We start from the raw sequence: 20,476 nt of genomic DNA, 5'->3' as shown, positions 1-20,476 counted from the left end.
ACTAACGGATGCCGAGCCGCTCGCGGGAGGCCGCTTTCATACTCAGCCATCACATACCGGTTATTCATAGGGTGGACTCGTGAAGACCAAAGCTCTGCGCCACTCGGCTGCCCCGATCGCCCTCGCCGTGACACTGCTCGCCGCGTTCCTCGTGCTCTTCTCCCCTCTCTCGGCATCCGCGCACGACGCGCTGGTGTCGTCGTCGCCGGCAGCGGACGAATCGGTCGAGACCGTCCCGACGGCGCTGACGCTCACCTTCAGCGCGAAGCTCATCGAGGGAGAGGGCGCGACCGAGGTCGTCGTGACCGATCCGGCCGGCGAATCGATCATCGATGGCGCGGCGACGGTGGACGGTGCGATCGTGACCCAGCCGCTGCGAGCCTCCGGCCCTGCAGGTCAGTACCACGTGATCTGGAAGGTCGTCTCGAGCGACGGACACCCCACTTCCGGTGAGTACTTCTTCACCGTCACGGTGGGCGACGACGCAGCCGCGACGGACGAGCCCAGCGCCGCACCGACGACCGCGGCACCGACCGCCGAGCAGACCATCGCTCCTTCGCCGAGCACCACCCCGGAGGCGGACTCCGGCGATTCAGCCGACGGATCCGCGTGGATCTGGGTGCTCTCGATCGTCGGCATCCTCGTCATCGCCGGCGTCGTCGTCTGGATCGTCATGAGCCGCCGTCGAGGCACGCCCTCGTCCGATTCCGACACCCCCTCGGAGCGATAGGCTTAACGCATGCCTCATTACGACGTCGTCATCCTCGGTGCAGGTCCTGGTGGATACGTCGCTGCGGTTCGCAGCGCGCAGCTCGGCCTGTCCACCGCAATCATCGAGGAGAAGTACTGGGGAGGTGTCTGCCTCAATGTGGGCTGCATCCCCTCCAAGGCGCTCCTGAAGAACGCGGAGCTCGCGCACACCCTGAACCACAAGGCAGAGTTCTTCGGAATCTCCGGCGAGTTCACGATCGACTTCGGCAAGGCGTTCGACCGCAGCCGCGAGGTCGCTGAGGGCCGCGTCAAGGGCATCCACTTCCTGATGAAGAAGAACAAGGTGACCGAGTACAACGGGCGCGGCACCTTCACCGGCCCCAAGGCGATCTCGGTCGCCAAGGCCGACGGCACGACCGAAGAGGTCACTTTCGACAACGTCATCATCGCCACCGGTTCCAAGGTCCGCCTGCTTCCCGGCGTCACGCTCAGCGAGAATGTCGTGACCTACGAAGAGCAGATCATGACCCGCGAGCTGCCCGAGTCGATCGTCATCGTCGGCGCCGGTGCCATCGGCATGGAGTTCGCCTACGTGCTGACGAACTACGGCGTGAAGGTCACGATCATCGAGTTCCTCGACCGTGCGCTCCCGAACGAAGACGCCGACGTGTCGAAGGAGATCACGAAGCAGTACAAGAACTACGGCGTTGACATCCTCACCTCCACCAAGGTCGAGTCGGTCGTCGACAACGGCTCGTCCGTCACCGTCACCTACACCGGCAAGGACGGGCAGCAGTCGTCGATCGAGGCCGGCAAGGTCCTCATGTCGGTCGGGTTCGCCCCGAACATCGAGGGCTTCGGTCTCGAGGCCACCGGCGTCAAGCTCACCGAGCGCGGCGCCATCGACATCGACGACCACATGCGGACCAACGTCGACGGCATCTACGCCATCGGCGATGTCACCGCCAAGCTGCAGCTCGCCCACGTGGCCGAGGCACAGGGTGTCGTCGCGGCCGAGACCATCGGCGGCGCGGAGACCCAGACGCTGGGCGACTACCGGATGATGCCGCGTGCGACGTTCTGCTCGCCGCAGGTCGCCTCGTTCGGTCTCACCGAGCAGCAGGCCAAGGACGAGGGTCGCGAGATCAAGGTCTCGACCTTCCCGTTCATGGCGAACGGCAAGGCGCACGGCCTGGGCGAGCCCGTCGGCTTCGTCAAGCTGATCGCCGACGCCGAGCACCTCGAACTCATCGGCGCGCACATGATCGGCCCCGACGTGTCGGAGCTCCTGCCCGAGCTGACGCTGGCCCAGAAGTGGGACCTCACGGCTCTGGAGCTGGCCCGCAACGTGCACACGCACCCGACGCTGTCGGAGGCTCTGCAGGAGGGCTTCCACGGCCTCGCCGGCCACATGATCAACTTCTGATCGAGTCACTTCACGAAGGCCCGGTCCGCATCTCGCGGATCGGGCCTTCGTGCGTCTCGGGTCATGGTCAGAGGCCGCGCATCGTCAGCAGCCCCGCCGTCCACCCGCGCAGCGGTGCCGATCCGAGCGCGCGCATCAGCAGCTCTCTGCCGCGCACGATGGCGTCGGGGGCCGGCGCTCCCATCGACATGTAGAACGCCGAGCGGCGCTGCGCTCGTGCTGCCGACCTGCGCACCTGCCGGTCGTACGCGGCCAGGTCCGGCATCCGCGCCGGGAGGGAGCGTGCGAGCTGCTCTGCCAGACGCACGGCGTCGACCCATCCGAGGTTCATCCCCTGCCCGCCGATCGGGCTGACCTCGTGCGCTGCGTCGCCCAGGAGCACCACCCGCCCCCGATGCATCCGCGACGCCGAGTGCTGCGCGGCGATGAAGGAGGTGGGCTTCGCGCCCTGATCGAGGTCGATACCGATTCCGGTGCGCTGCCTGATCGCCGTGCGGAAGCCGTCGCGGGTGCGGAGATCACCGCCTCCGTCACGCACCACCCACCGTCGACGCCCGCCCGGAAGCGGGAAGGACTCGACGAGGCCAGCGGGTTCGCAATGCAGGACCGCGCGCTCCCCTGGCATCGCTCCATCGACGTCGAGCATCGTGTACGAGGCGCGTCCCGCTCGGCGTCGCCATCCGACGTCGAGATCGGCGCGGATGCTGCTCCTGATCCCATCGGCGACCACCACTGCCGAGGCCGTGAAATCGCGCGGACCGTCCGAGCTCTCTGCGGAGATCTGCACGGCGGATGCCGTCTCCCTGACCGCCCTCACCGTGCATCCGGAGATCACGGCGTCTGCGGAGAGCGCCTGCAGACGCGCACGCAGCAGGGCACCGGTCCGCGGCTGCGGAAGGATCAGGACCGGACGATCGGAGGCGAAGGTCAACGTCGCCAGAGTCCGTCGACGACTGCGCACCTCGCCGCCCTCGAGCCGCAGCGCCTCCGTCCGCACCGCGGCGCCGATCCCCGCAGCTTCCAGAGCATCCAGGCCCGGACGATGGATGCCGATCGCTCTGGTCCGGTCATCGGCCTCTTCCCGGCGCTCGCAGACCGCCACCCGCAGCCCTTCCTGCACCAGCAGACAGGCCAGCAGCAGACCGACCGGCCCCGCGCCCACGATCAGCACGTCATGATCGGGCATGATCGTCTTCCCACCGCAGTTCCAGGCGAGAGGGCACACCCCCGCGGACGGTCCACCCGGCAGGGGCGATCGAGGCGAGCTCGGCGGCCGTGTAGGAGCGGCGGATGCTGATGAGGCCGTCTTCGCGGATGAACGAGTCCGCGAGCAGGGTGGCGGAGATCGGCCGGGTGGCCGCGGCGAACAGCAGGTGGGCGGTGCGGCTCCGGGCGATGTCATGGTGCGACACGAGACCGCTCGGGGCCACGAGCTGCACCGAGTCGCTGAGCACCGTCTGCAGCTCTGCGTCATCGAGATGATGCAGCACGTGATTGGACAGCACCACGTCGTAGGTCTCGCCCGCGGCCACGAGCTCGGTCGTGAGGGCGCGGCGATAGCGGATGCCTGCGCCGCGATCATGCGCCGACGCCCAGCGGATCGCGCGCTCATCGGCGTCGAGAGCGGTGATCTCGGCGTCGAGCCCGTCGTGACGCAATCGCCAGGCGAGCAGGCGGCAGAGGTCTCCCCCGCCCGCACCGATGTCGAGGATCCGCAACGCCCGGGAGCGCTCCGCCCGCGGTCGGATGTCGCGCCGGTAGAGGGTTCCAGGACGCGAGACCAGCGCGTTCACGAGCCCGAACCGTCCGTAGGTCCTGGCCAGCATCCGTGCATCGGCGCTCGGATCGTCCATCAGCTCGCGAGCATCGACGTCTCGCGTCGTGAGGGCTGGGCTCATGACCGCGTCGGCGCGACGACGGTCATCAGCGCGCTCTCGGCGGTCAATCCCGGACCGAACGCCATCGCGGACACCCGGTCGCCCGCACTCGGCCCCTCCTCCTCCAGGATGCGCTTGAGGACGAACAGCACAGTCGCGCTGGACATGTTGCCGTTCTCTCGCAGCACCTCCCTTGCGGGGTGCAGTTGCGCATCGCTGAGGTGCAGTCGCTCCTGCACCTTGTCGAGGATGCTGCGCCCGCCGGGGTGGATCGCCCAATGCTGAACCGCCTCCCCCACGTTGCCGGCCTCGAAGGCCTCACCGAGATCCTCCTCAGCGCCGTACAGCGGCTGGAGTGCACCGATGATCGTCTCGCCGATGATCTGCGGCACGGCCGTGGAGAGGATCATCTCGAACCCGGTGTCGCCGATCGTCCAGGCCATGTCCTTCTCGCCCTCCGGCGCGATGGCGGTGTGGAAGCGGTCCAGTCGCAGCGCAGGCAATGGCGAGGGAAGCTCGCGCGCCGTGACGATGCCTGCTGCTGCACCATCGGCGAACAGGGACGACGCCACGATCGTGTCCGGATTCTCAGAAGAGCGCAGGTGCAGCGTGCACAGCTCGACGCTCACGACCAGGACGACGGCGTTCTCGTCCGCGAGGCAGAACTGACTCGCCGCACGGAGCGCCGGCATCGACGCGTAGCAGCCCATGAAGCCGAGATGGAAGCGCTGCACCGCGTCGGACAGCCCCAGAGCGCGCACGATCTCGTACTCCGGACCAGGGGCATGGAAACCTGTGCACGAGACCGTGATGACGTGCGTCACATCAGCCGGCTCGAGATCCGGGTCTGCATCGAGCGCCCGTCGTGCCGCCTCGACGAAGAGCTGCGCCGCCTCACGCGTGTACAGGTCATTGCGCGCTTTCGTGCCCGGCGCGAGCAGCATCCCCGATCGACGGTCGAAGAAGACGGGATCGGTGATCTCGGATACCAGCGACAACTCGTCGATCACCGTGTGTCGCGTGTCGATGCCCGAGACGTTGAACGACGTCGTGACGATGCGCTGCGCGAGCCTGCCGAGGCCGGGCTGCTGCGCGAAGACATCACGCACCTGATCCTGGACGAGGACGGTTTCGGGAACGATCGTCTGCAGCGATCGAAGCACAGGCGGTCGGCTCATGCTGTCACTCAAGCACTCACTGCAGCCCCGGGGGAAGGGGTTGCGCGCGACCGCGCTCTCTGTCTAGAAGCCCAGGGCGCGGGCGAGCTTGGAGTCGGAGCCCGATTCACGGCCGCCGGCTGCCAGAACAGCCCGCTCCACGGCGTCGAAGAAGGCGGCACGTCCCGCGTCGTCAGCCGGGGCGGCGGGGCCGAGCTCCATCTCCCACTCGCGCCATTCGCGCTGCACGTCCTGGCGGAGATCGGTGGCACGCACCCGGTCATCGACGAACTCCGCCACGACCCCGTCCGGGCCGGTCAGCAGATACGCTGTGCGGTCGTTCTCGATCCGGGCGAGCGGTGTGAGTGATGCCGTCGTCCATTCCGACACGGTCTCGGCGACCGCAGACGGAAGCTCTTCACCCTCGCCGAGCGGCCAGCCGAGTTCCAGCCGTCCGTCGCCCTGCCGCGGCCCCTTCACGTGCCAGCCCTCGTCGGGACCGCCGGTACGACGCCGCAGCGCCACGCCGGCGCGTGCGAGCACGCCATCGGCGGTATCGAAGTATCGGGCGTCCAGGGCGCGAGCCTCGCCGGGGGTGACGGCGTCGACGCCGGGGATGGCGTTCCAGCGCGGCAGCGGTGTCTCGATGTCGACGTCGTACTTGCGCTCGACCTCGACCGTTCGGGACGACTCAGTCATCGTCGAGCGTGAGGTCCTCGAGAGACTCTTCGAACCAGTAGTCGATCTCGGTGGGCCCATCGTCCGGGCCGGTGTTCTGCGGTCCGCCTCGGCGGTTGTACACCACCTGCGTCTCGCTGTAGGGGACGATCAGCTTGTCGTCCGCATCGCCGAGAGGGATGATCTGCCCGTCCAGCGGGCCGCCGTGAAGTCGTGCGAGTGCCATGTGCTTCAGGGTAGCGCCGTCGTGGCGGTATCGGTGCGAGGCGGGCGGATTCATCCGAGGACGACACCGAGGAGGGCGCCGGCGATCATCCACGGGCCGAACGCGATGCGGGTGGCCCCGTTCGCTCTTCGCAGGAGGATGAGCACGATCGCGTAGAGCGCCCCCAGCACGAAGGCCGAGGCCGCACCGATCGCGAGCGACTGCCAACCGTGCCAGCCCAGCACGAGGCCGATGACGGCGGCGAGCTTCACGTCACCGCCGCCCATTCCCGCACGGCTCATCCCCCGCAGCACCGCGTAGAACCCTCCGAGGATCACCATGCCGATGAGGGCGCGGACGAGCGCCGCGCCCTGCCCCGTCGCCACGGCGTCCGTCACGGCGAGCACGATCAGGCAGGCGAGTGTCGGCAGCACGATCCGGTTCGGGAGGCGATGCGTGCGCGCGTCGATCACGATCAGCCATCCTCCGATACCGATCAGCGCGATGTGCACGAGCGCGATGAGGGCGAGCCGGATGTCCATCCCGGCAGGTTAGGAGATCGACAGACCCCATGCAGACCACCTGTGGACAACCCCTGGTCGATGTCCGATGTACGAACTATCGTCATTCACACGGCTTGGTATATTAGAATATATCTTCGAGAAAGGATGCAGGGTGATCGGGCTCGATGCGGTGGTCTCGCTCTCTCCGGACAGCGACTCCCGGGCGGGAGAAGTCCTGCGACTGCGCCGCGAGATCAGCAGGATGCAGCGGCGACGCAGCGAACATGCGCTGCTGCCCCTCGACCCCGCCTTCGCCGCACTCCTGCCGGAGGAGGGCCTGCAGACCGGCACCTCCTACACCGTCTCCCCTTCACCGAGTCTCGTGCTCGCACTGCTCAGTGCGGCATCGCAGAAGGGGCTCTGGTGCGCAGTGGTCGGCATGCCGAACCTCGGCGTCGAAGCAGCAGCCGCGTTCGGCATCGATCTCGCCCGTCTGATCCTCGTCCCCAGCCCCGGCGAGCGCTGGCTCGCGGCGACCTCCGCCCTGGCCGAGGTCGTGCCCCTGATCGTCGTATCCCCCGGCATGCGGGCGCGAGACGCCGACGTCTCCCGGCTGAGCGCCCGCCTGCGCGATCGCGGATGCACGCTCCTGGTCACGGAGTCGCCCGGCACCGAGCGCTGGCCGCAGAGCGAGGGCACGATACGACTTCACGACCCGCACTGGCACGGCCTGGGCGCCGGCTGGGGGCTGCTCTCCGACTGCACGGTGACAGTGACCGCGCAGACACGGCACAGCCCTCGCCCGTCGAGTGTGCGTGTGCAGCTGCCAGGAGGGCACGGGACCCTCGAGGCCACCGCAGCAGAGCTCACCGCGCTGCCCGCGCTCTCCCCCGAGACCACCGCTCCCGGCGAGCCTGCTCCCGGTGAGCTCCTGCGATGGGCGGAAGCCGGATGAACGCTCCGCTCCGCGTCCTCGTGCTGTGGTTCCCCGACTGGCCGATGCGTGCCGCCCTCGGGAGCGCGCCCCCGCATCCGCCCACCGCCCTGGTGCAGGCGAACACGATCGTCGCCTGCACCGCATCTGCCAGAGAGCACGGCGTGCGCACCGGTCAGCGCCGCCGGGTCGCGCAGGGACACCTCTCGTCGTTGCGGGTGCTCCCCCACGACCCCGACAGGGACGAACGCGCCTTCCTCCCGGTGCTGCACCTGATCGAGAAGCACGCCCCCGGGGTCACACTGCTGCGACCGGGGCTCGCGATCCTCCGCGCCAGGGGCATCTCCCGCTATCACGGAGGAGAGGCGGAGGCCGCCGAAGCCCTCACTGCGATCCTCAAGGAAGTCGGCTTCCCCGAAGTGCGCATCGGCGTCGCCGACGGCCCGTTCACGGCCGAGATCGCCGCACGAGGCCCCGCCCCCTGCGCGGTCGTGCCGCCAGGAGGCTCCAGGGAATTCCTGGCGCCGTACCCCGTGCAGGTGCTGCGCGACGAACAGATCGCCGGCCTCCTCATCCGGCTCGGAGTGCGCACGCTCGGCGAGTTCACCGCACTCGCCCCACTCGACGTGCGCGATCGCTTCGGCGAGCACGGTGCGCGTCTGCACGCACTCGCCGCCGGTGCCGACTCCCGCCCGCTGACGCCGCGCCCGCCCGATCCGGAGCTGGTACGGAGCATCGAGTTCGACTCCCCGCTGGGCGGAACGGATCAGGTCGCCTTCGCGGTGCGCCAGACGGCGGACGCGGTGATGCTCGCTCTCGGCGACGCCTCGCTCGTCTGCACGGAGGTGCGGATCGACCTGACCGACGACAACGGGGGTGTCTTCTCCCGGTCCTGGCTGCACCCGACCTGCTTCGACGCCTCTGACCTCGTCGACCGGGTGCGCTGGCAGCTGGAGTCGCTGGCGGCGGAGTCCGCGAAGGATCCGGTCGACGAGGCACGGGCGTTCGGCGGCATCGTGGCGGTGCGCATCGTCCCTGCCGCCGTCGACGATGCCGCGCACCACCAGCCCGGCCTCTTCGGCTCCGGCACCGATGAGCGCCTGCACCATGCCGTCTCTCGCGTGCAGACCATGCTGGGCCATCAGGGCGTGGTCACCGCCGCTGTCGCGGGCGGACGCTGGCTCGCCGACCGTCAGGTGCTCACGCCCTGGGGAGAGCGCGCTGTCCCCCCGCGCGATCCTGGGTCCCCCTGGCCTGGCAGCCTTCCCGATCCGCTGCCGGCGGAGGTGTTCCTGTCCCCGCGCCCCATCGGGGTGATCGCTGCAGACGAGAGCACGATCAGTATCGACGAACGCGGGACGCTCTCGAACGACCCCGCGCGCATCGACGGAGCTGCCGTGCAGGCATGGGCCGGGCCCTGGCCTGTGCACGAGCGGCGCTGGACATCCGGGGGCGGGAAACGCGGGCACCGGCTCCAGATCGTCGATGACCATGATCGTGCGTGGCTGGTCTTCCACACCGGCGAGCGCTGGTGGGCCGAGGGGAGGTATCGCTGATGGGCTGGCACAACCCGCCGCTGTCCTGGAACGAGCTGGAGCGCACCCTCAGCGGCGAGGAGTCCCCTCCGCTGCCGCCAGGCTCCGAGCCCAGGGGGCAGCGGACGGATCCGGGGCCGGTGAGTCATCGCCGCAAGCGCACGCCCCCCACAGCCATTCCCCGGCCCGAGGACGCGGTGCCCTACGCCGAGCTGCACGCGCACTCGTCGTACTCGTTCCTCGACGGCGCCTCCTCCCCCGAAGACCTCCTCGCCGAGGCCGACCGCCTCGGCCTGACCGCTCTCGCCCTCACCGACCACGACGGCTTCTACGGTGCCGCACGCTTCGCCGAGGTGGCCGACCTCATGCAGAGCCCGCTGCAGACGGTGTTCGGAGCCGAGCTCTCCCTCGACCTGCCCGCACCCCAGCGAGGTTCCGCCGATCCCGCGGGCGAGCATCTGCTGGTCCTCGCCCGTGGGATGGAGGGGTACCACCGACTCTCGGGTGCGATCACCGCCGCACAGCTGCGCGGCGGCGAGAAGGGTCGTCCGGTCTACGACCTCGATGACCTCGCTGCACGCGCTGGCGGCGACTGGACGATCCTTACCGGATGCCGCAAGGGCGCCGTGCGCCGCGGCCTCGAGGCGGGCGACGGCCTCACACCGCTGCGCTCCCTCGTCGACCGGTTCGGGAGCGACCACGTCGCCGTCGAGCTCTTCGACCATGGCGACCCGCTGGACACCCGCCGCAACGACACCCTCGCCGACCTCGCCCGTCGGCTGCGACTGCCGGTGGTCGCGACCAACAACGTGCACTACGCCACCCCTGCGCAGGCACCGCTCGCCGAGGCCGTCGCCGCGGTCCGTGCGGTGCGCAGCATGGACGAGCTCGACGGCTGGCTGCCCGCACACGGGGGTGCGCACCTGCGCAGCGGAGCCGAGATGTCGACGCGCTTCCAGCGCTATCCCGGAGCGATCTCGTACGGGCTCGAACTGGCAGCGGCATCCGCCTTCCCGCTGCGGCTCGCCCGACCGGCACTGCCGCAGCAGAGGGTACCGGAGGGACACACCCCGATGACCTGGCTGCGTCATCTGGTCTGGGAGGCCGTGCCGTCGAAGTATCCGCGCCTGGACGATGACGGCCGCCGTCGAATCGCACGCGAACTCGACGTGATCCAGGAGAAGGACTTTCCGGGGTACTTCCTCATCGTGCACGGCATCGTGACCGAGGCGCGGAGGCTCGGCATCCTCTGCCAGGGTCGGGGATCGGCTGCGGCGAGCGCTGTCTGCTACCTGCTGGGGATCACCGCCGTCGATCCGATCCTCTACCGCCTCCCCTTCGAGAGGTTCCTCGCGACCACGCGGACGGAGGAGCCCGATATCGACGTGGACTTCGACTCCGACCGCCGCGAGGAGATCATCCAGTGGGTCTATCGGGAGTACGGCAGAGAGCGCGCGGCCCAGGTGGCGAACGTCATCCAGTACCGGCCGAAGAACGCGGTGCGCGACATGGCGAGGGCACTCGGTCATTCCCCCGGGCAGCAGGATGCCTGGTCCCGACAGGTAGACGGCTGGGGTGCCGGGTTGGAACCCGTCGAGGGCCACGACATCCCCGAGAACGTGCTCGCCTATGCCGGTGAGCTGCTGAAGGCGCCCCGCCATCTCGGTATCCACTCCGGCGGCATGGTGCTCACTGCGCGCCCGGTCGGCGAGGTCGTGCCCGTGGAGCACGCCCGCATGGAGAATCGCACCGTCATCCAGTGGGACAAGGATGACTCCGCCTTCATGGGACTGGTGAAGTTCGATCTGCTGGGCCTCGGGATGCTCGCAGCCCTTCAGCATTGCTTCGACCTGATCCGGGAGACCACCGGCGAGGAGTGGACGCTCGAGAGCATCCCCAAGGAGGAGCCGGCGGTCTACGACATGCTCTGCCGAGCGGATTCGATCGGCGTGTTCCAGGTGGAGTCCCGCGCCCAGATCGGCCTGCTCCCCCGCCTGCAGCCGCGGTGCTTCTACGACCTCGCCATCCAGATCGCACTCATCCGCCCCGGCCCCATCCAGGGCGGTGCGGTGCATCCGTTCGTACGGCGCAAGATGGCGAAGGACCGCATCGACGAGGAGAACCGGGGGCGGGCTGCTCGCGGGCAGAAGCTGGTGGAATTCACGATCCCTTACCCGCACAGCGATCTCGAGGAGATCCTGAAACGCACGCTGGGCATCCCGATCTTCCAGGAGCAGCTCATCCAGATGGCCACGGCGATCGGCGACTGCACGGCCGATGAGGCCGACCTGCTGCGCCGCGCCATGGGCTCCAAGCGCGGCCTGGAGAAGATCGAGAAGGTCAGGGACAAGCTGTACGCGGGGATGGCCAGGCGCGGTCTCGTCGACGAGGCCGCCGATCGCATCTACGCGCAGATCCAGGCGTTCTCGAACTTCGGGTTCGCCGAATCGCACTCGCTGTCGTTCGCCCTGCTCGTCTATGCCAGCTCCTGGCTGAAGCTGCACTACCCCGCGGCGTTCCTCGCAGGCCTGCTGCGCTCGCAGCCCATGGGCTTCTACTCCGCGGCGACCCTGACATCGGATGCACGGCGCCATGGGGTGGAGGTTCTCCGTCCCGATCTGCACGTCTCCGGTGCGACGGAGACTCTGGAGCCGATCGTCGAGGCGACAGGGAGCGGCCCCACCGGTCGGGAGTCGTGCCTGGCCGACCCTCAGCCGGCTGCGGCCCGCTTCGACAGGGCGGCACCCGACGAATCAGCCGCGCACCGAAGGGACGGCCGATCCGCTGTGCGGCTGGGGCTCAGCGGCATCCGCGGAATCGGCGTTCCGATGGCGGAGAAGATCGTCACCGAGCGCGAGGCGAACGGTCGCTACCGGGATCTGCACGATCTGGTGCGACGGACGGATGCCACCGCCGCGCAGTTGGAGGCTCTCGCCACCGCAGGCGCGTTCGACTGCCTGGGCCTGGAACGCCGGGAGGCGATCTGGCTGGCCGGGGCGGCGGCAGAGGACAGGTCGCGCTTCCTCCCGGGAACCACTGTGGCCGTGCAACCGCCTCTGTTCGCGGATCAGACCAGCTACGAGCGTCTCTCCGCCGACCTCTGGGCGACCGGGGTGTCGACCGACGATCATCCGATGGCCCATTTCCGCGATGCGCTGCGCACCCGCGGCGTGCTGACCGCGGTCGATCTGCAGGGGCACGAGGTCGGTCGACGCATCGAGGTCGCCGGTCTCGTCACCCACCGCCAGCGCCCCGCCACGGCAGCCGGGATCACCTTCGTGAATCTCGAGGACGAGAGCGGCCTGGTGAACGTCGTCTGCTCGGCCGGGGTCTGGAACCGCTACCGCCGCGTCGCCCGGGATTCACCGGCACTGATCATCCGCGGCATCCTGGAGCGGTCATCCGAGGGCGTGGTCAACGTGCTCGCGGATGGATTCGAGGACCTGCGCACCGGTATCACGCACCGATCGAGGGATTTCCGTTGAGGAGGAACCCCTTCACCAGAAGCGTTCCGGCTCCTCTGCCGGAGGGCGATCCGCGCCACCCCATCGGTCAGCCTCGGCCTTCGCGGCATCGGCGGCGGCGTCGGCGTCTCGGAGGGCGACCTTCGCCCCCGTCGCGCCCGGTCCGATCGGGCCGACCAGGAGCGACGTGTGCGCGCCGGCTCCCCCCATGGTCACGGTGCACTTCAGGACGCGACCGATCCACCGCGAGAAGTCGCCACTGGGCTCCTCAGTGCGTCGATAACGGATACCGGTGTCGAGGTCGACGAGCGCGAGGACGACGGGCTCATCGGTGAGCGGATCGGCCTGCTCGGTCACCTCGATGCGGTGGCCGTGAGCGATGGCGACCTGAGCGGTGAGCACGAGCAATCTGTCCATGAGTCCACCCTAGGCAACGCCACCGGGAAGACAACAGGGAGTCCTCTTCGGTAACATTCGTAAATTTCTTTGTCCCCCAAATGGCGGACAAGCCGATTAAGCGATATTCTGCTCAGGTAGCGGGGGCTACGAGGCTGATGTACTGGGGATCAGCCGTGAGCGCAGCGATTTCTTTCGCCGCCTCCCCAACCGTCCGGGAAGGGCGGTGAGCCCTCTCGACGACACCCGTCTGGGGCGGAGCCGTTCGAGAGGGCCAATCTCCCCTTCAGCGGACCGCAACGGCGACGCGTTCAGCCGAGCGGCACGACCTCGAGGGTGTTCGAGCGCACCGGCTCCTGGCCCATCTCCGGCGCATAGGGGCTCGGCGTGTACTTCGCGAGGCACTCGGCGTCGATCGCGGAGTTCGTCGCCTCGTCGGTGACCCGCTCGAATCGGACGTCCTTGGTGACACCGCCCGCCGAGACCCGACCACGCAGGCTGGCGAGGGCCGGGGCATACCACTTGCCCTCGAGGCCCGTGTAGGAGCGCACGAACAGACGACCGTCCACCGCCACCGCCCAGATGCCCACGGTCTTCGGCGTTGAGCCGTCGGCGAGCTGCGCAGAGAGATCGAACATCTCCGGCTCGGCGATACGGGCGAGCTCGTCGGGGTTCCAGGTGGTCATGAGTCCTCCTCGGGATCAGTGGATGCCGCAGAGTGCATGCTACGTCAGGTCGCTTCCGACCCGGGATCGGTCAACGCGCGAGACGGGCACGCAGCGAGTCGATGAGCAGACCGACGCCGAGCGCGAACGTGCGATCCGAACGAGCGCTCCCCCGTTCCGCACCGTCGATGAGCCGGCCGAGGGTGCGCGTTTCTTCGCCGGGCTGCCATACCTCGTCGGGCGAGGCGAGGTCGAGACCGAATCCGATAGCGAAGGCGTCGATGACCGCGATGACCGACAGCACCTCATCTTCGGGGAATCCTCCGTCGACGAGCACGGAGGCGAGGTCGTCGTAGGCGGCGATGACCGCCGGATGCGTGATCGTCTTGCCGACGAGCAGCGGAACGAGTTGCGGATGATCGGCATACATCCGACGCTGCGTCCGGAGCACCACCTGCAGGTACTCATCCCAGGGCTCACCATTCCACTCGATGCGGTACCCGTCGACGAGTCGACCTCGCATGAGTTCGAGGATCCCGTCCATGCCCTCGACATGGTTGTAGAGCGACGACGGCCGCACGCCCAGGCTACGAGCGATCGCGTTGACGCCGAACGGATCTCCGTCCTTGGCCAGCGCGAGCCCGGCAGCGCCGATGATCTCCGGGGACAGCAGCGGTGAGGAAGGCCTCGGCATCGGGACTCGCTTTCTCCGGGAACCGGAAGTCGGCAATTGGGGGTTCCGCACGAACCCTCTCCTGTGCATAATAATGAACATCGTTCGTTTACGAACACCATTCGTTTACGACGCTGTGCTCCATCCGACGCACGCCAGCTGTCTTCCCCTCCCGCGCACAATGCCGTGCCGACTCCCTGGAGCCCCATGACCACTCTCGACCTCCGCACCAGAATCCCGCTCCGCTTCCCGACGGCTGCGGCCACGTTCGCGATCGGGATCGCAGGCTACCTGGGCGTCAATCTGTCGCCCTACATGATCACCGCCGCACAGACCGGCCTCGGCATCGACATCCTCACCGCGAGTTGGCTCGTCACCGCGACGCTTCTGCTGACGGCTGTGACGGGACTGGCGATCGCTCCGCTGTGTGCCGGCGTGCATCGCCGAACCGTCGCACGCGCCGGGCTGGCCCTCGCCGTCGTCGGATTCTCGACCGCGGCGCTCGCCCCTGGCGCGATGCTCCCCGCACTCCTCCTCGGCGGAGCAGGAGCCGGTTGCGCTGTCGCCGCATCCGGGGCCGCCCTCGCAGCCTTCCGCAATCCGGACAGGGTCGCCGGCTTCAACGGGATGGCGAACCGGGGCGTCATCACCGTTGTCCTCGCCGTCATCCCACTCATCGGCCTCGCGCCGATCGACGTCTTCGGGGCCCTGGCGCTGTTCAGCATGATCGGCCTGGTCGCGTCGGCCTGGCTGCCCGCAGCTCCGGTCGTCGCTCCGCAGGCGGGGGCGGCGATCGCCGAGGCGATGCCGATCGAGATCCCCCCGACGGGAACCGTCCGCCTTTCGCCCGCGCGTTCACGCACCGTCACGATCGCGGGCTTCGGACTTCTCATCGTGTTCGCGCTCTGGGCAGCCAGCGAGGATTCGCTCTGGGCGATGGCCGGGGTGATGGGCGCTGAGCAGGCGGCGTTGACCCCGGAGGGACTCGGCATCGCGCTCAGCGGAGCGACGGCCGGCGGGTTGCTCGGCTCCCTGCTCCTCATGATCGTCGGAGCCCGATTCGGGCGTGCTGTTCCGCTCGTGATCCTGCTGATCGCCGGAGGCGCGTTGAAGATCGTGGAGGGATTCGTCTCCGATCCCACCACCTTCATCGTGGTGTTCATCGCCTGGAACTCCGTATATGCCATCGCGTTCATGTACTTCGTGTCGACTTCTGCGGCACTGGACGCAGACGGCCGCTGGTCGGGACCGCTGCTCGCGGTCTACCTCGTCGGCTCGGCACTCACCCCGGTCATCGGCGCAGCTCTCGTCGGCGCCCTCGGCTACCAGGGTTTCGCCGTCGCCCTCGGTATCGCGAGCTTCGTTCTGGCCGTTCCCGCCGGAGCGATCGCCCTCGTATCGACGCGCCTCGAACGCATGAACGTACAGGAGAACATCGCATGACCCGCACCCTCTACCGCCACGGACGCATCTTCACCGGTGACGAGTCTCGCTGGGCCGACTCGGTCGTCGTCGACGGCGACGTGTTCGTCCACGTCGGTGCGGAGGATTCAGCACCGCCGGCCGACACCGTCATCGACCTCGGGGGTCGCGTCGTCCTCCCCGGATTCACCGACGCGCACACCCACCTGCTGATGATGGGCGAGGCGCTCGGACAGGTCGGACTCACGGACGCCTCCTCGCTGGAGGAGATCCAGTACAGGCTGAACGCTGCGCGAGAAGCCGCTCCCGGCGTGCTGCGCGGACGCGGCTGGCTGTTCGATGCGATCCCGGATGGAGAGCCGACTGCGGCGATGATCGATGCGGTCGTCTCCGACATCCCGGTCTACCTCGACGCGAACGACTACCACTCCTGCTGGGTGAACACCGCCGCTCTCATCGAGCTCGGAATCACGCGGGACACCCCCGACCCCATCGGCGGTCGCATCGCCCGCGACGCCGCGGGCGATGCGACCGGGATGCTGTACGAGACGGCTGCGCAGCTGCACGCGTGGGCTCACCGCGACGCGAGCACGACCGACGCCCAGCGGGACGCGGCGGTCGAGCGGGTCGCCTCCGCCTACCTCGCCGCCGGCGTGACCGGGGCCGTGGACATGGCTTTCGACGAGCTCGGGCTCGCCGCGCTCGGTCGGGCCTCCGAGCGCGGCGACCTCCCGTTGCGTATCGCCGCGCACTGGTTCATCGCGAACACCGGCGACGACGCCTCGAACCTCGCGCAGGTCGCGCAGGCTGCCGAGCACGCGTCGGCTTCGACGGCAGGCGTGCAGGTCCTCGGGATCAAGCTGGTGCTCGACGGCACGATCGATGCGTGCACCGCGGCCATGGGCGCCCCGTATGCCGACGGCACGAACGCCGAGCCGATCTGGCCCGCCGAGCGGCTGCTCCCCGTGGTCGCGGCGGCGGACGCCGCTGGCCTGCAGATCGCGTTGCATGCGATCGGCGACGCGGCGAGCACGTTGGCCCTCGACGCGATCGAGCACGCGATCGCGGTGAACGGCGAACAGCAGCGTAGGCACCGCATCGAGCACCTCGAGTACGCCGCCCCTGCGACCGCCGAGCGCATGGCGCGGCTCGGCGTCACGGCCTCGATGCAGCCTGTGCACGCGGACCCCGCGATCTTCGCGAACTGGGCGGCGCAGATCGGAGACGACCGTGTCGACCGCGCGTTCGCCTGGTCGGAGTACGAGCAGGCAGGCGCGCTCCTCGCCTTCTCGACCGATGCGCCGACCGCTCCGCATGATGCGCTCGCGAACATGTACGTCGCCAGCACCCGCGCTTCGGCTCTGACGCCGGGGGTCCCGGCCGCGCACCCTGAGCAGGCGCTCCCGCTCGAGCGAGCGATGGCGCATGCCACTCGGGATGCCGCGGCATCGATGGGCGATGGCGACTGGCGTGGACGCATCGCCGTCGGATACGCAGCCGACTTCGCCGTTCTCGACGCCGATCCGTTCGATGCAGATCCGGCGACCCTGCTGACCGCGAAAGTGGTGCGGACGGTGATCGCGGGACGAACAGTCTACGAGCCGTAGCTCCCCGCCTGCATCTCCAGGATATCCCCGAGGTGGGGGCTTGCCGCAAGGCCCCCACCATGCGGCAGAATCGACCCTCGCTCCTGTGATCGGCACTCGAGCGTGAAGGAGATCCATGCCCCTCGAACCCTTCCGCCTCACCGAGAACCGCCGCGCGAAGACCACCCCTGAACTCCTCGACCGCGACCGGGCGCAGCTCCGGCGAATCGCGGACACGCTGGAGGATCAACGCACCGAGGTCGCGCTGCGCCTTACCGAGGTGCGACGCCGGAACGCCGAGTTCGGCGATGCCGCTGTGGACCGCGATCTGGAGATCCGACGGTTGAGCGCGCGCCTTCGGGTCTTGGAGCGATTCGGGATCGACATCTGCCTCGGGCGGATGACACCCTCGCGCGGCGAACCGATCTACATCGGCCGCATCGGGCTGGTCGCCGCCGATGGCACCCGCCTCCTCGTCGATTGGCGGACGCCGGCGGCGGAGCCGTACTTCGCTGCGACCATGGAGGATCCGCGAGGGATCATCTCCCGTCGTCGATACCGCTGGGCCGACGGCCATGTCAGTGACTACTGGGACGAGGCGCTCACACCTCCCGCGTTCGACGGCGCCGCGTCACTCGACGACCAGTCCGCATTCATCGCCAGCCTCGGAACCCACCGCACCTCGCGGATGCGCGACGTGCTCGCGACGATCCAGGCCGACCAGGACGCGATCATCCGCACGCCCTCCGCCGGCACGCTCGTCGTGGACGGCGGTCCCGGCACGGGCAAGACCGTCGTGGCGCTGCATCGCGCCGCGCACCTCCTGTATGCCGAGCCCCGACTGACGCAGAGCGCCGGGGGCATGCTGCTGGTGGGACCCAACGCGCACTATCTCGCGTACGTCGAGGATGTCCTGCCCAGTCTCGGCGAAGACACGGTGCGGCTGTGCACCCTGCGCGATCTCGTTCCGGAGGGGGCGGCGTCGGTCGAGGAGCCGAATCCTCGGGTCGTGGCGCTGAAGGCCTCACTCGATCCCGTCTCGATGCTCGATGCCGCCGCCAGATCGTTCGAGCGTCCGCCTCGGCATGCGATGCGTTTCGAGTCACCATGGGCCGATCTCTGGATGAGCCGTGAGGAGTGGGCAGAGCTGTTCTCCGCAGTCGACCCGGCCGCATCGCACAACGAGGCACGCGATGAGGTCTGGGAGGAGATCTTGGAGCTCTTGGTCGACCAGGTGGGCGACGAGGAGGTGCCCCCGCACGTCGTGCGGCGGTGGCTGCGCCAGGAGAACGAGCTCACCGGAGCATTCGTCGCCGCCTGGCCGTTGCTGTCACCGCCTTCGGTGGTCGCACGGCTGTGGACCTCTCCTGACTTCCTGCAACTGTGCGCCCCGCACCTCTCGTACGCCGACATCACGCTCCTGCAACGCGAGGCAGAAGCACCGTGGACCGTTGCAGACCTCCCGTTCCTGGATGCCGCCCACCGCCGGATCGGCGATCCCGACTCGGTTCGCGAGGAGCACCGGCGCCAGGCCGTGATCGCCTCGGCGCAGGAGCAGATCTCCCACGTCGTCGATCACCTGATCGAAGACGACGACAGCGAGATGAAGGTGATGTCGATCCTCCGCAGCCAGGATGCGAGGAACGTTCTGCTCGGCGTCGACGCCCCACCGGCCCTCGCCCCCGATGAATTGGCCGGGCCCTTCGGCCACATCGTCGTCGACGAGGCGCAGGAGCTCACGGACTCCGAATGGCGGATGCTCATCGACCGCTGCCCCTCACGCAGTTTCACGATCGTGGGCGACCGGGCGCAGGCACGGCACGGCTTCACCGAGAGCTGGGAGGCGAGGCTCGCACGCATCGGTCTCCGCGATGTCAAGATCGCCCACCTGGGCGTGAACTATCGGACGCCCGCCGAGGTGATGAAGGTCGCGGCACCGGCCATCCTCGCGGCGATCCCCGATGCGAATGTGCCGACGTCGGTGCGCGAGAGCGGAGTCCCGGTGCGCTTCGAGGCGGCCGCATCCCTCACTCCCCTGCTGGAGAGCTGGCTCGACTCACATCCGGACGGAGTGGCGTGCGTGATCGGCGATCCGGCATTCGCTGCCACCTCGCGCGTACGTTCGCTGAGTCCGGAAGGCGCGAAGGGGCTCGAGTTCGATCTCGTGATCCTCGTGCACCCCGAGCAGTTCGGCGCCGATGTGACCGGCGCCGTGGATCGCTATGTGGCGATGACCCGATCGACCCGGGAACTCGTGGTGCTCCGCTGACGAGGAGCTCGCCCGAGGAGTCGGGAGCTCAGCCCACGAGCAGGCGGGCCGGGGCAACGGGCGCGAGAGGACCCATCCACCGCCCCTACCCCGACACGATCATGCCAGCGACTCCCGAAGGTTGAGTAGGTGGGCGCGGCTGCGAGCTGCTGCCGCGCCCTCGTCGCGGTCGGCGATCGCACCGGCCAGTTCGGCGTGGACATCGTGATCGGCGTCTCCACCGAAGTGCCGTCTGATGCGGAGCATCTCGATCATGGCCTCGCGCAGCCGTGGGGTGAAGCTGTCGAACAGGTCGAGGAGGACCGGATTGTGCGCGGCGGCGACGATCGAGCGGTGGAACACGGTGTCAGCATCGACGTGGCTGTCGATGTCGGACAGGTGCTCGGCGCGCTGAGCGAGCGCGCGTCGGATGGCGCGGAGGTCGGCAGGCGTACGTCGTGCGGCGGCGAGCGCGGCCGCCTCCGTCTCGATAGCGATGCGCGCCTCGATCACCGCGACGATGCCGGCCTTGCGCAACACGGCATCCCAGTCCTCCGGGGCGTCGAGCGCGGTGACGAACACTCCGGCACCCTGCCGCGATGCCAGCACACCACGTCCGGCGAGCTGTCGGATGGCCTCTCGCATCGTCGAGCGACCGACGCCGAGCTGTGGCGCCAGTGTGGTCTCGCCTGGAAGCTTCTCCCCGAGCGCCCACTCGCCTGAGCGGATCCGCTCCAGAAGCAGTTCCGCAGCCTGATCCGCAAGGGGCGCTCGCCTCACCTGTGCCATGGACCTCTTCTTCCTCTCCTCTACTTGTCTGAGGAGTTGTGTTACAGTCTAGCCATGTTCTCGTCAGAGCACCTTCTTCTTCGCCGCCACGGCGGGGCGTAGCCGGACCGGCTCCCCGTCGTGGGGGTCGAACGTGCCGGTCGCAGCTCTCGAAGAAGGACGCAGCACCGACATGACCACGACACCGTTCCCCCGCCTCTCCACCCC

18 protein-coding genes are annotated in these 20,476 nt (G+C 68.7%); 8 read left to right on the top strand and 10 right to left on the bottom strand.

The window, feature by feature from the left end; translation table 11 throughout:
* The first annotated feature begins 79 nt into the window (after window positions 1–79).
* Window positions 80–730, top strand: a complete 651-nt coding sequence (locus CQ040_RS05665) for a copper resistance CopC family protein (protein ID WP_105525702.1) — start codon at window positions 80–82, stop codon at window positions 728–730.
* A 9-nt stretch (window positions 731–739) separates the two neighbouring features.
* Window positions 740–2,137 carry a dihydrolipoyl dehydrogenase gene (gene lpdA / locus CQ040_RS05660; protein ID WP_105525701.1) on the top strand — a complete coding sequence of 466 codons (1,398 nt, stop codon included), beginning with the start codon at window positions 740–742 and terminating at the stop codon, window positions 2,135–2,137.
* A gap of 67 nt (window positions 2,138–2,204) precedes the next feature.
* Here lpdA and CQ040_RS05655 read toward each other — a convergent pair whose 3' ends face one another.
* From CQ040_RS05655 to CQ040_RS05630, 6 genes are all read right to left on the bottom strand, one after another.
* A complete protein-coding gene (locus tag CQ040_RS05655; RefSeq protein WP_105525700.1) occupies window positions 2,205–3,323 on the bottom strand; it encodes an NAD(P)/FAD-dependent oxidoreductase in 1,119 nt (372 codons plus the stop codon).
* Window positions 3,310–4,035 carry a methyltransferase domain-containing protein gene (locus CQ040_RS05650; RefSeq protein WP_105525699.1) on the bottom strand — a complete coding sequence of 242 codons (726 nt, stop codon included), beginning with the start codon at window positions 4,033–4,035 and terminating at the stop codon, window positions 3,310–3,312. Before CQ040_RS05650 ends, CQ040_RS05655 begins: the two co-directional genes overlap by 14 nt.
* Window positions 4,032–5,192: a type III polyketide synthase gene (locus CQ040_RS05645; protein WP_258131165.1), complete on the bottom strand. Its 1,161-nt coding sequence runs from the start codon at window positions 5,190–5,192 to the stop codon at window positions 4,032–4,034. The genes CQ040_RS05650 and CQ040_RS05645 overlap by 4 nt, the downstream gene beginning before the upstream one ends.
* Before the next feature lie 63 nt (window positions 5,193–5,255).
* Window positions 5,256–5,870, bottom strand: a complete 615-nt coding sequence (locus CQ040_RS05640; RefSeq protein WP_105525697.1) for a CYTH domain-containing protein — start codon at window positions 5,868–5,870, stop codon at window positions 5,256–5,258.
* Window positions 5,863–6,075: a hypothetical protein gene (locus CQ040_RS05635; RefSeq protein ID WP_028501492.1), complete on the bottom strand. Its 213-nt coding sequence runs from the start codon at window positions 6,073–6,075 to the stop codon at window positions 5,863–5,865. The genes CQ040_RS05640 and CQ040_RS05635 overlap by 8 nt, the downstream gene beginning before the upstream one ends.
* Before the next feature lie 50 nt (window positions 6,076–6,125).
* Window positions 6,126–6,596 (bottom strand): A24 family peptidase, encoded by a 471-nt coding sequence (locus tag CQ040_RS05630; protein ID WP_105525696.1) that lies wholly within the window; start codon window positions 6,594–6,596, stop codon window positions 6,126–6,128.
* Between the two features lie 133 nt (window positions 6,597–6,729).
* On the opposite strand from CQ040_RS05630, the gene CQ040_RS05625 reads away from it, so the two are divergent.
* Genes CQ040_RS05625 through CQ040_RS05615 form a run of 3 tightly spaced genes read left to right on the top strand, consistent with a single transcriptional unit; the run spans window position 6,730 to window position 12,511 of the window.
* Window positions 6,730–7,512: a hypothetical protein gene (locus CQ040_RS05625; RefSeq protein ID WP_105525695.1), complete on the top strand. Its 783-nt coding sequence runs from the start codon at window positions 6,730–6,732 to the stop codon at window positions 7,510–7,512.
* Window positions 7,509–9,047 carry a DNA polymerase Y family protein gene (locus CQ040_RS05620; RefSeq protein WP_105525694.1) on the top strand — a complete coding sequence of 513 codons (1,539 nt, stop codon included), beginning with the start codon at window positions 7,509–7,511 and terminating at the stop codon, window positions 9,045–9,047. The genes CQ040_RS05625 and CQ040_RS05620 overlap by 4 nt, the downstream gene beginning before the upstream one ends.
* Window positions 9,047–12,511, top strand: a complete 3,465-nt coding sequence (locus CQ040_RS05615; protein ID WP_105525693.1) for an error-prone DNA polymerase — start codon at window positions 9,047–9,049, stop codon at window positions 12,509–12,511. Before CQ040_RS05620 ends, CQ040_RS05615 begins: the two co-directional genes overlap by 1 nt.
* A gap of 12 nt (window positions 12,512–12,523) precedes the next feature.
* Here the strand turns inward: CQ040_RS05615 and CQ040_RS05610 are convergent, their stop codons facing one another.
* From CQ040_RS05610 to CQ040_RS05600, 3 genes are all read right to left on the bottom strand, one after another.
* Complete coding sequence (locus CQ040_RS05610) at window positions 12,524–12,907, bottom strand: hypothetical protein (protein ID WP_105525692.1); 384 nt, start codon at window positions 12,905–12,907, stop codon at window positions 12,524–12,526.
* A 290-nt stretch (window positions 12,908–13,197) separates the two neighbouring features.
* Window positions 13,198–13,572: a DUF2255 family protein gene (locus tag CQ040_RS05605; protein ID WP_105525691.1), complete on the bottom strand. Its 375-nt coding sequence runs from the start codon at window positions 13,570–13,572 to the stop codon at window positions 13,198–13,200.
* A gap of 70 nt (window positions 13,573–13,642) precedes the next feature.
* Window positions 13,643–14,245, bottom strand: coding sequence for a TetR/AcrR family transcriptional regulator C-terminal domain-containing protein (locus tag CQ040_RS05600; RefSeq protein ID WP_181156721.1), 603 nt, complete (start codon window positions 14,243–14,245; stop codon window positions 13,643–13,645).
* Between the two features lie 186 nt (window positions 14,246–14,431).
* Between CQ040_RS05600 and CQ040_RS05595 the strand changes: the two genes are divergently transcribed.
* The 3 genes from CQ040_RS05595 to helR all read left to right on the top strand — a co-directional run bounded on the left by CQ040_RS05595 (window position 14,432) and on the right by helR (window position 19,501).
* Window positions 14,432–15,667: an MFS transporter gene (locus CQ040_RS05595; protein ID WP_105525689.1), complete on the top strand. Its 1,236-nt coding sequence runs from the start codon at window positions 14,432–14,434 to the stop codon at window positions 15,665–15,667.
* Window positions 15,664–17,253 carry an amidohydrolase gene (locus tag CQ040_RS05590; protein WP_105525688.1) on the top strand — a complete coding sequence of 530 codons (1,590 nt, stop codon included), beginning with the start codon at window positions 15,664–15,666 and terminating at the stop codon, window positions 17,251–17,253. The genes CQ040_RS05595 and CQ040_RS05590 overlap by 4 nt, the downstream gene beginning before the upstream one ends.
* A 115-nt stretch (window positions 17,254–17,368) precedes the next feature.
* Window positions 17,369–19,501 carry an RNA polymerase recycling motor ATPase HelR gene (gene helR / locus CQ040_RS05585; RefSeq protein ID WP_105525687.1) on the top strand — a complete coding sequence of 711 codons (2,133 nt, stop codon included), beginning with the start codon at window positions 17,369–17,371 and terminating at the stop codon, window positions 19,499–19,501.
* Between the two features lie 99 nt (window positions 19,502–19,600).
* Here the strand turns inward: helR and CQ040_RS05580 are convergent, their stop codons facing one another.
* Window positions 19,601–20,269 carry a FadR/GntR family transcriptional regulator gene (locus CQ040_RS05580; protein ID WP_105525686.1) on the bottom strand — a complete coding sequence of 223 codons (669 nt, stop codon included), beginning with the start codon at window positions 20,267–20,269 and terminating at the stop codon, window positions 19,601–19,603.
* Window positions 20,270–20,476 lie beyond the last annotated feature (207 nt).

This window comes from Microbacterium sp. MYb54 (assembly GCF_002979515.1).
GTDB lineage: Bacteria > Actinomycetota > Actinomycetes > Actinomycetales > Microbacteriaceae > Microbacterium.
This window is presented reverse-complemented; position numbering and strand designations above follow the sequence as displayed.

What these genes read in the sequence shown, in the direction of transcription:
- lpdA (WP_105525701.1), top strand. Translation starts at nt 740, where the DNA reads ATGCCTCATTACGACGTCGTCATCCTCGGTGCAGGTCCTGGTGGATAC.
- CQ040_RS05655 (WP_105525700.1), bottom strand. Translation starts at nt 3,323, where the DNA reads ATGCCCGATCATGACGTGCTGATCGTGGGCGCGGGGCCGGTCGGTCTG.
- CQ040_RS05650 (WP_105525699.1), bottom strand. Translation starts at nt 4,035, where the DNA reads ATGAGCCCAGCCCTCACGACGCGAGACGTCGATGCTCGCGAGCTGATG.
- CQ040_RS05645 (WP_258131165.1), bottom strand. Translation starts at nt 5,192, where the DNA reads ATGAGCCGACCGCCTGTGCTTCGATCGCTGCAGACGATCGTTCCCGAA.
- CQ040_RS05640 (WP_105525697.1), bottom strand. Translation starts at nt 5,870, where the DNA reads ATGACTGAGTCGTCCCGAACGGTCGAGGTCGAGCGCAAGTACGACGTC.
- CQ040_RS05635 (WP_028501492.1), bottom strand. Translation starts at nt 6,075, where the DNA reads ATGGCACTCGCACGACTTCACGGCGGCCCGCTGGACGGGCAGATCATC.
- CQ040_RS05630 (WP_105525696.1), bottom strand. Translation starts at nt 6,596, where the DNA reads ATGGACATCCGGCTCGCCCTCATCGCGCTCGTGCACATCGCGCTGATC.
- CQ040_RS05620 (WP_105525694.1), top strand. Translation starts at nt 7,509, where the DNA reads ATGAACGCTCCGCTCCGCGTCCTCGTGCTGTGGTTCCCCGACTGGCCG.
- CQ040_RS05615 (WP_105525693.1), top strand. Translation starts at nt 9,047, where the DNA reads ATGGGCTGGCACAACCCGCCGCTGTCCTGGAACGAGCTGGAGCGCACC.
- CQ040_RS05610 (WP_105525692.1), bottom strand. Translation starts at nt 12,907, where the DNA reads ATGGACAGATTGCTCGTGCTCACCGCTCAGGTCGCCATCGCTCACGGC.
- CQ040_RS05605 (WP_105525691.1), bottom strand. Translation starts at nt 13,572, where the DNA reads ATGACCACCTGGAACCCCGACGAGCTCGCCCGTATCGCCGAGCCGGAG.
- CQ040_RS05600 (WP_181156721.1), bottom strand. Translation starts at nt 14,245, where the DNA reads ATGCCGAGGCCTTCCTCACCGCTGCTGTCCCCGGAGATCATCGGCGCT.
- CQ040_RS05595 (WP_105525689.1), top strand. Translation starts at nt 14,432, where the DNA reads ATGACCACTCTCGACCTCCGCACCAGAATCCCGCTCCGCTTCCCGACG.
- CQ040_RS05590 (WP_105525688.1), top strand. Translation starts at nt 15,664, where the DNA reads ATGACCCGCACCCTCTACCGCCACGGACGCATCTTCACCGGTGACGAG.
- helR (WP_105525687.1), top strand. Translation starts at nt 17,369, where the DNA reads ATGCCCCTCGAACCCTTCCGCCTCACCGAGAACCGCCGCGCGAAGACC.
- CQ040_RS05580 (WP_105525686.1), bottom strand. Translation starts at nt 20,269, where the DNA reads ATGGCACAGGTGAGGCGAGCGCCCCTTGCGGATCAGGCTGCGGAACTG.